The organism is Moorena sp. SIO4E2, assembly GCF_010671945.1.
Taxonomy (GTDB): Bacteria; Cyanobacteriota; Cyanobacteriia; order Cyanobacteriales; family Coleofasciculaceae; genus Moorena; species Moorena producens.
In genome coordinates, this window is the sequence record NZ_JAAHIE010000308.1 from 1 (window position 1) to 8,839 (window position 8,839).

Annotated in this window: 12 protein-coding genes; 11 read left to right on the forward strand and 1 reads right to left on the reverse strand. The window is 42.9% G+C overall.

Going from position 1 to position 8,839, the window contains the following annotated elements:
* The first annotated feature begins 96 nt into the window (after positions 1-96).
* From F6K37_RS25055 to F6K37_RS25090, 8 genes are all read left to right on the forward strand, one after another.
* Positions 97-276: a hypothetical protein gene (locus tag F6K37_RS25055; protein WP_287252886.1), complete on the forward strand. Its 180-nt coding sequence runs from the start codon at positions 97-99 to the stop codon at positions 274-276.
* 859 nt (positions 277-1,135) lie between these two features.
* Positions 1,136-1,441 (forward strand): PqqD family peptide modification chaperone, encoded by a 306-nt coding sequence (locus F6K37_RS25060; protein ID WP_008188040.1) that lies wholly within the window; start codon positions 1,136-1,138, stop codon positions 1,439-1,441.
* A complete protein-coding gene (locus F6K37_RS25065; protein ID WP_008188039.1) occupies positions 1,425-1,871 on the forward strand; it encodes a lasso peptide biosynthesis B2 protein in 447 nt (148 codons plus the stop codon). Before F6K37_RS25060 ends, F6K37_RS25065 begins: the two co-directional genes overlap by 17 nt.
* Positions 1,868-3,886, forward strand: coding sequence for a lasso peptide isopeptide bond-forming cyclase (locus tag F6K37_RS25070; RefSeq protein ID WP_008188038.1), 2,019 nt, complete (start codon positions 1,868-1,870; stop codon positions 3,884-3,886). Before F6K37_RS25065 ends, F6K37_RS25070 begins: the two co-directional genes overlap by 4 nt.
* 119 nt (positions 3,887-4,005) lie before the next feature.
* A complete protein-coding gene (locus F6K37_RS25075; protein WP_008188037.1) occupies positions 4,006-4,203 on the forward strand; it encodes a lasso peptide in 198 nt (65 codons plus the stop codon).
* A 102-nt stretch (positions 4,204-4,305) separates the two neighbouring features.
* Complete coding sequence (locus tag F6K37_RS25080; protein WP_008188036.1) at positions 4,306-4,503, forward strand: lasso peptide; 198 nt, start codon at positions 4,306-4,308, stop codon at positions 4,501-4,503.
* 87 nt (positions 4,504-4,590) lie between these two features.
* Positions 4,591-4,794, forward strand: a complete 204-nt coding sequence (locus tag F6K37_RS25085) for a lasso peptide (protein WP_008188035.1) — start codon at positions 4,591-4,593, stop codon at positions 4,792-4,794.
* Between the two features lie 257 nt (positions 4,795-5,051).
* Positions 5,052-5,249: a lasso peptide gene (locus F6K37_RS25090; RefSeq protein WP_008188034.1), complete on the forward strand. Its 198-nt coding sequence runs from the start codon at positions 5,052-5,054 to the stop codon at positions 5,247-5,249.
* Here the strand turns inward: F6K37_RS25090 and F6K37_RS25095 are convergent.
* Positions 5,241-5,369 (reverse strand): hypothetical protein, encoded by a 129-nt coding sequence (locus F6K37_RS25095; protein WP_267872087.1) that lies wholly within the window; start codon positions 5,367-5,369, stop codon positions 5,241-5,243. The two genes, F6K37_RS25090 and F6K37_RS25095, sit on opposite strands and share 9 nt — an antisense overlap.
* A gap of 152 nt (positions 5,370-5,521) precedes the next feature.
* Here F6K37_RS25095 and F6K37_RS25100 point away from each other — a divergent pair, with 152 nt between their 5' ends.
* The 3 genes from F6K37_RS25100 (at position 5,522) to F6K37_RS25110 (ending at position 8,695) form a co-directional block, all read left to right on the forward strand.
* Entirely contained in the window at positions 5,522-6,457 is a 936-nt protein-coding gene (locus tag F6K37_RS25100; RefSeq protein ID WP_008188033.1) for a hypothetical protein, read from the forward strand.
* Between the two features lie 14 nt (positions 6,458-6,471).
* The gene (locus F6K37_RS25105) at positions 6,472-6,678 is read left to right on the forward strand and encodes a hypothetical protein (RefSeq protein ID WP_287252895.1); all 207 of its coding nucleotides are present in this window, start codon (positions 6,472-6,474) and stop codon (positions 6,676-6,678) included.
* 199 nt (positions 6,679-6,877) lie between these two features.
* Positions 6,878-8,695 carry an ABC transporter ATP-binding protein gene (locus tag F6K37_RS25110; RefSeq protein ID WP_008186043.1) on the forward strand — a complete coding sequence of 606 codons (1,818 nt, stop codon included), beginning with the start codon at positions 6,878-6,880 and terminating at the stop codon, positions 8,693-8,695.
* The last annotated feature ends 144 nt before the right edge of the window (positions 8,696-8,839 follow it).

Sequence of the window (8,839 nt, forward strand, 5' to 3'; positions counted from 1 at the left end):
AAAACTGTCCGGAATTTACTTGGAAGGGAGAGAACATTTAATTGAAGGCAAGGAAAAATTAAAGTGATGACAACAAAGAGTTAATTAGAGTTAATTATGAATTTATCATCAGCTGATTTCGGTGGCTGTGAACCAATGTTACAAAAGATTGCTCCAAATGTGTGGGGGATTGTCTATCGGATTAAAATGCGATCGCTCTTTAACTCCACCTCCAACCTTGTAAATTTACTTTTATCCCATAAAATAGTTTTACTGTTTACATCATCAAGGGGATAATTTACAGAGTTTGCTCTCTTTTTTTATTAATTCAATAAAGAATTAAAGTTTTATTAATATCTCCGACAATTAGTTTAACTATTGGATGAATTAGGCTACAGTTAAATTAAATCAAAAAACTTAAATTTTAAATAGTATTACTCCCTATCAATTCTGACTTCTTCATAACAGTATAAATGCTGTAATTCAATCTTATATAGCAGTCGCCAGGGCAGTTAGGACATGACAAAAGTCTCAAACCTAAGTAAGCGATGCAGCGCGGTCTTGGGGGTTTCCCCCATGAGCGACTGCATCAAGAAGCGCAAGAGTTTGACTTCTGACTTCTGCTATAAATACCAATATTCACAAACTATTCACACAATATTTATACATTTAAATTGTGAATCTGGGCTGATAGGAATAGGTCAAAATCGGGAGATGGTGGACCGGCTTTTGCACAAGTGGATCGAGCTTAAATTTAAATGTCTATTTGCTTATAGCAATTATAAATAGGTTGCGAACTCTAGCGGGAGCAGGATGACCGCACTAGCAATGATTTTGGGGTTATGAATTTTCACAACTCGTTTCTAAACGCGCTTATCCCTCAATACTAGAGCAACCAATACTAGAGCAACTAGCTCACCACTAACTCCTCAAACTGATCAAGTTATGTATCTACTATACCATGACTTAACTAATTTTAACAAGCGATGCAGTGGCCTCACGGGGGTTTCTCCCACTCGCGCTTTGCATCAAGACATGGTCGGGCTAATCAACGATAGTAATTTGGGTAATTACTCTCAATCCATTAATTATAAGCCCAGATAATTACCTCACTAGTTTTATAGAACAGCAATAATTACTTGGAGAATAAAAAATTATGAGTTTGGATTGTACTATCTCAAAATATTCAATTGTAGTAGCAGCTCAAGAGCAACTATCTTCTGATATTGGAGGAGAGGCAATCATCCTCGATATGAAGTCGGGAGTTTACTATGGCTTGAATACCGTAGGTGCTAGCATCTGGAATCTGATCCAGGAACCGAAAACTTTAGATGAAATTCGCAATGCACTGCTAGCAGAGTACGAAGTTGAGCCAGAAAAATGCGATCGCGATCTGTTGGCATTACTCCAAGAATTCGCAGCAGTTGGGCTAATTGAGGTAAAAGATGAAGCGGTTGCGTAAGTTCTTGCGCCTTACTAGTAGAGAACGTCAACTTGTGATTAACACGTTCATTTTACTAGGATTAATCAGACTAGGGCTATGGTTACTACCATTTCACAGATTGCGGCAACTGGTAGCAAAAATCAGTCAGCCATCACCTCAAGCTCAAAGCGTAAACCAAACTAACCTAAGCAAAATTGTCGGAGCTGTTAATCTCAGCAGTCGCTACATGCCAGGTGGTGTTAAGTGTTTAGCTAGAGCATTAACCACACAAGTACTAATGAGTCGCTGTGGTTACTCCCCTCAACTCAGAATTGGTGTTGCCAAAGGGGAGGGAGGAAAATTAGAAGCTCATGCATGGGTGGAAAACCAAGGACAGGTTGTGATCGGCTATCTCAGAGACCTTTCACGGTTTACTCCACTACCATCGTTTAAAGGAGGCAAACTATGAGTGGCATTGTAGGGATTTACTACCTCAACCAAGAACCAATAGACCGGGAAAATATTGGGCAAATGTTAGATATCCTTGCCCACCGGGGACCAGACGGAGCAGATATCTGGTGCGAGGGGTCTGTTGGTCTCGGTCATCGGATGCTTTGGACTACTCCTGAATCGCTGCTGGAAAAGTTACCTTTAGTTAATCACTCCAAAAATTTAGTGATTACTGCTGATGCTCGGATTGATAATCGAGAAGAACTGATTGTTGCTCTAGAGTTGAACGACCGTCCAGCAGAAAAAATTACCGATAGCCAACTGATATTAGCCGCTTATGAAAAATGGGGAGAGCAGTGTCCAGAAAAACTATTAGGTGACTTTGCCTTCGCTATCTGGGATAAGCACAAGCAGATCCTCTTCTGTGCTAGAGACCATGTTGGGGTTAAGCCTTTCTATTACTATCACCAATCCGGTCAAGGGTTTATTTTTGCCTCTGAAATCAAAGCACTCTTCTGTTTACCCTTCGTGCCAAAGCGTCTTAACGAAGTCAGGATGGCTGACTATGTCGCCCTGATGATGGAAGACAAAGTCATCACCACCTATGACGAGATTCTGCGGCTTCCTCCTGCTCACACCATGGTCGTTAGTCAGTCAGGAATAGAGCTAAACTGTTACTGGTCTCTAGACCCCAATCGTGAGCTAATATTAGACTCTGACGAAGCCTATGCTGAAGCATTTCGTGACATCTTTACCGAAGCAGTTCGTTGTCGTCTCCGTAGTGCTTTTGCCATTGGTTCTCACTTGAGCGGTGGATTAGATTCTTCCTCAATCACTTGTGTAGCCAGGAAACTACTGGCTGAAACAGGAGATGCTCAATTGCACAGCTTCTCCAACATTTTTGACAAAGTCACGGAATGTGATGAACGTCCCTTCATCAATGCGGTTTTAGAACAGGGTGGACTTATTCCCCACTATGTCCATGCTGATCAGTTTGGTCCGCTGTCAGACGTTGACGAAATTTGGGAGTATGAAGACGAAGCCTTACTTGGCCCAAGTCATCATTATCCTTGGCGACTGAATCAAGCTGCTCAGCAAGCAGGGATGCGAATTGTTTTAGATGGTCTCGATGGCGATAATGTCGTGTTTCATGGTGTGTCTAGATTGACAGAATTAGCCCATCAAGGACAGTGGGAAACCTTTGTCCAGGAAGCTGAAGCATTTTCTGAACATTTTGGTAACTCACCCCAAGGCTTGCTTAAACACTACAGTATCCTACACCTAAAAACACTGGCGAAGCAGTTTCGCTGGATTGCCTTTGGAAAAGCTGTACATCAGATTCACAAGCGTTTTGGCATCTCCCGTAAGCACCTGTTGCTCAATCATGGACTCAAGGCGTTAGTTCCGGAAGCAATCAACCAACTTTGGCGAAAGTGGCGCAGACAAGACAAGTCAGCTAGTTCTGTTTCACCTCTGGTTAACCGCAACTTTGCTGAGCGCATTGGTATTGATCAGCGTATTCAAGCATTGGACAAGTCAGATCAACCATCACTTACAGTCAGAGAAGACCACTGGCGTAATCTAACCCAAGGTATATTTCCCCTAATTCTAGAGCAGCTCGACCGCTACAATGCTGCATTTTCCCTCGAAGCTCGTCATCCCTTTATGGATAAGCGGTTACTTGAATTCTGTCTAGCACTGCCTTCCGAGCAGAAACTCTACCAGGGATGGAGTCGGATGGTGTTGCGCCGTGGGATGGCAGATATTTTACCAAAAGCTGTCCAGTGGCGAGGAGGCAAAGCCCATATGGGTCCAAACTTTATTCACGGTCTGCTCACCCTAAATCGTCAGGTGTTCGACGACGTGATCTTGAATAAGCTTGAACTCATTGAAGGGTACGTTGACACAGACTTTCTGAGACAAGTTCATCGACGCATGACCTCAGGAGGCAGGGTGCGAGAAAAAGACTGCATGACAGTCTGGCAGGGAATCATCTTGGCCTTGTGGCTTGACCGCACCCAAGCGACACCCTAAGTCTAACTTGGCAGGGAATCTGCTTGGGATTGTGGTTTGGGCACAACCTTTGAAACACCGTAAGTCCAATTCAGGCTGTAACTACCGTAAACTACTATCAGCAAAAGGAAAGTAAAACCATGCTAAAAACTTACACTACACCAGAGATGATTGTTCACGGTTCTATTGAGGAGCTCACCGAAATCAATGGGCCTGATCGGATTGCAGATGTCCTGATTTTCAATGGTGATTTGGCTAATCCTGCGGCTGAATCAGATGACTCAAGCAGCCTAGACTGCGATAACAATGGTAATTGTGATCCGTTCAAACTACCGTAACAGGATTACTACTGGTGATAGTGAGTAATTAGTGAGTAATTAATAGTTTAACTCAGGGTGTGACTACCTTAAACCCACAATAAGTACAACGAAATTAACACCATGCTAAAAACCTACACTACACCAGAAATGATTGTTCACGGTTCTATTGAAGAGCTGACCGAAATCAGTGGACCTGATCGAATGGCAGATGTCCTGATTTTCAATGGTGATTTGAATAATCCCCAGGCTCAATCAGATGACTCAAGCAGCCTAGACTGCGATAACAATGGTAATTGTGATCCGTTCCAACTACCTTAACAGGATTACTACTGATGATGAGTAATCAATAGTTTAATTCAGGGTGTAACTACCTTAAACTACAAAAATTACAAGGAAAGTAACACCATGGTAAAAACCTACACTACTCCAGAGATGATTGTTCACGGTTCTATTGAGGAGCTCACCGAAATCAATGGACCTGATCGGATTTCAGATGTGCTGATTTTCAATGGTGATTTGGCTAATCCCGCAGCTGAATCAAACGACTCAATCAGCCTAGACTGCAATAATGGTAATTGTGATCCGTTCAAACTAGAAGACCGTCAGTAACACGATTACTACTAGTGATGCTGACTAATCGGCGTTGCTGAATTAAGGAATGAATGCGCGATCATTTGGTTTTATTGAAGCCCCCTAAATCCCCCAATTCTGGGGGACTTTGATAGTTTTGTTCCCCCCAAGCGAGCAATCCCTCGCTTGGGGGGCTAGGGGGGCAAAACCATACCCAGAATCAGCAACGCCGACTAATCAATAGTTAAAATCAGGGTGTGACTACCTGAAGCTACCGTCAGCAAAAGGAAAACACCATGGAAAAGAGCTACGCTACACCAGAGATTATGGTTCACGGCACCATTGAGGAGCTAACCCAAATCACTGGGCATACTCGGATTGCAGATGTCCTGATTTTCAATGGTGATGTGGCTAATCCCCAAGCTGAATCAGATGGCTCAAGCAGCCTAAACTGCGATAACAATAATAATTGTGATCCGTTCAAACTACAGTAATACGATTAGCACTGGTGATGGTAAGTACTGAATATTAGTAGAGCTATCACCAAGGGCGACAAAGGCATTATTTACTACTAAATTATCTACTACTAAATTATCTACTACTAGCAAGATCATCCCTAGGCAACTCCCACTTAGGTTGCCTAGGAATCCCCAACTCGTTAGTCCTGCAACACTGACTCAGCAGAAGGGTCTTGGCTAGAGTGAGGGGATGCCTTTTCTGCTATCAAGTTCTCCGATCAAGTTTAACCTGCTCCTAAGTATCAATTATGTACATCTATACGGCCTACAACCTTTGTATTCACTCAGAGATTCCCTTACTCGAGCTGATCGAGTCTGATGGATCCCCTGATGTGATCATACGTTTCGGGAAATTGAGTCATCTTCCTCCAGAAACAGCTAATTGGAGCAACCGTGTTGTTGGGGAATTGCATGGCAAAGCAAAGGTTTTGATTGAAGATGGGCGAGAGATTACTATCGAACCTGTGACAGGAGCGGACAACTCTAAGCTCAGCCCTAACATCCTTGGAGCTTGTATGTCTGTGGTGCTGCGACAGCGCGGATTGCTAGTACTCCATGCTAGCAGCATTGTGGTCAACAATCAAGCGATCGCATTCATGGGTGGGTCAGGCTGGGGTAAATCCACCTTAGCAGGAGCCTTTCATGGTAAAGGTTATCAGATTATAACTGATGATGTCATGCCTGTCAACCTTGATGACGGTTATCCTTTGATTATTCCTAGCTTTCCTCAGATTAAACTTTGGCCATCAGCAGCAGATTCTCTAGGACACAATTCTAATAACTTACCTCCTCTTTACCCAAACGCACCAAAGCTTTCCTACACATTCACTGATGGGTTTCAACGCACTGCTGTACCCCTGAAGCGGCTCTATGTATTGGCCAAAGGAGACCAACATCAGATTACCAAGCTAACGCCTCAACAAGCTTTCCCTGAAGTAGTCCGTCATAGCCGTGATGTAGATGTGCTAATTGCTCCAGACTGTGTTAGTACTCATCTGCGTCAGTGCGCCAGTCTGATTAAGACTGTATCTATCTGTCGCTTCACCAGAAAGCCTAATCTGATGGAACTTCCTGATCTAGTGGCCTTGGTGGAGAAAGATATCGAAGAATTAACTACTTCTGATCGTAGTAAAAACCATACCCTCAACACTAAAGTTCTTGCAGAAGTCGGGAACAGGGAATAGCACAAGAGAGGGAAGTGTGGGAAGTGTGGAGAGATGGGGAGATAGGGAGATGGGGAGATAGGGAATCAGATCAGCACTGGCGTGGTTTCTTACCTTCACGACTGCATGAAGACAATACTTTTATAAGAGGTCTAGTAAAGCTTCACGCCTTTTACCAAGTAACCTTAACCCAACTAACCTTCAACCTTAAACGAACTAACCTTCAACCTTCAACCAACTAACCTTCAACCAACTAACCTTCAACCTTCAACCTTCAACCAACTAACCGTCAACCAACTAACCTTCAACCTTCAACCAACTAACCTTCAACCAACTAACCTTCAACCTTTAACCAACTAACCTTCAACCTTTAACCAACTAACCTTCAACCTTTAACCAACTAACCTTCAACCTTTAACCAACTAAACCTTAACACAAAAAATGGGAGCAGGCAAAACCTTAAGAACAAAAATCCAGCAAACATTACGCCTTTTGCCTGCACTGCGTCTAGTCTGGCAAAGCAGTCCCTTTTGGACAGGAGCTCGCGTAGGACTTTTGCTGGTTCAGGGGATATTACCTCTACTATCAATTTATCTTACCAAACTAATAATTGATACAGTAACTGACGGATTCATTACTGCTGATAAACAAGCCGTCTTTCGTGATGTTTTACTTTTCCTAATCTTAGCCGGTACAGTTACACTTGTCACTACTCTTTGCAACTCCTTAGCTGAAGTAGTCAATACTGCTCATTCTCAGCGAGTGACTGACTACATGCAAGGGATTATTCATGATAAATCCCTAGAAGCTGACTTGGAGTACTACGAAAATGCCCGATACTACGATACGTTACAAAGAGCTCAACAAGAAGCGCCCTACCGACCGCCCCGAGTCCTAAATCGTCTCACACAGATAGCTCAAAATAGTATTTCCTTGTTGGCGATGGTGAGTTTATTACTCTCCCTCCATTGGGGAATTGCTGGGATTTTATTTATTGCTGCCATGCCCGCGATGGTGGTGCGGCTAAAATACTCTCGGGTTATCTATCGTTGGCAGCGCAAAAAAACACCCATGGAACGGCAATCCATGTATTTGGGTTATATGCTAACCTCAGACCAGTTTGCTAAAGAAATTCGCTTGTTTGATTTAGGGGTTTTCTTTACTGACTGGTATCGTCGCATCCGAGAGCAACTTTATAAAGAAAAAGTAGCCATTGCTACTGGACGATCCTTTGCTAACTTTTGTGCTCAAGCCGTTGCAGGAATGTTAATCTTTTCTGTCTATGGCTTTATTGTCTATCAAACTGTCCATGGAGATTTGCGCTTAGGAGATTTAGTGCTGTATCACCAAGCGTTGCAGCGGGGACAAAATAATATTCGAGCGTTACTAACTAGTATATCTGGTCTTTATGAAGATAATTTATTCTTAGCTAACCTCTACGAATTTCTGGATCTAAAACCTAACGTTGTTGAACCAACTTATCCCAAACCAATTCCCCACTCCATGAGCCGTGGTATTGTTTTCGATCATGTTAGTTTCCAATACGGTACTACAACTCGTAAGGCACTTAAAAACATTAACCTTACAGTGCGACCAGGGGAAACTATCGCCCTAGTAGGAGAAAACGGTTCCGGTAAAACAACCTTAATTAAACTCTTGTGTCGTTTGTACGATCCAACCGCTGGCAGCATCACCATTGATGGGATTGATATCCGCAATTTTAAAATAGCTGACTTACGCCGCCAAATCAGTGTGATTTTCCAAGACTACGCTAAATATAATTTTACGGCTAAGGAAAATATCTGGTTAGCGGACATTGATTTGCCACGAGATCACGAAACTATTATTGATGCTGCTCGTCGTTCTGGTGCTGATGACGTTATCACTAGTTTACCCCAAGGGTATAATACCATGCTGGGGAAATTATTTGACCAAGGGGAAGAACTTAGTATTGGTCAATGGCAGAAAATAGCCTTAGCACGAGCTTTTCTACGAGACTCTCAGGTTATTGTATTAGATGAGCCTACCTCTGCTATGGATCCTAAGGCAGAATACGAGGTGTTTATGAAATTCCGCGAACTGATCGAAGATCAAGCTGCTATTCTGATCACCCATCGCTTATCTACTGTAAAAATGGCTGACCGAATCTATGTGATGGACCAAGGTTCAATTGTAGAAAGCGGTACCCATGGGGAACTGATGCAGTTAGATGGTACTTATGCCCATTTGTTTGAAACTCAGGCTAAAAATTATCGCTAACTTGAAGGTAAGCAGTGAGCTATCAGCTATCAGCTATCAGCTATCAGCTATCAGCTATCAGCTATCAGCTATCAGCTATCAGCTATCAGCTATCAGCTATCAGCTATCAGCTATCAGCTATCAGCTATCAGCTATCAGCTATCA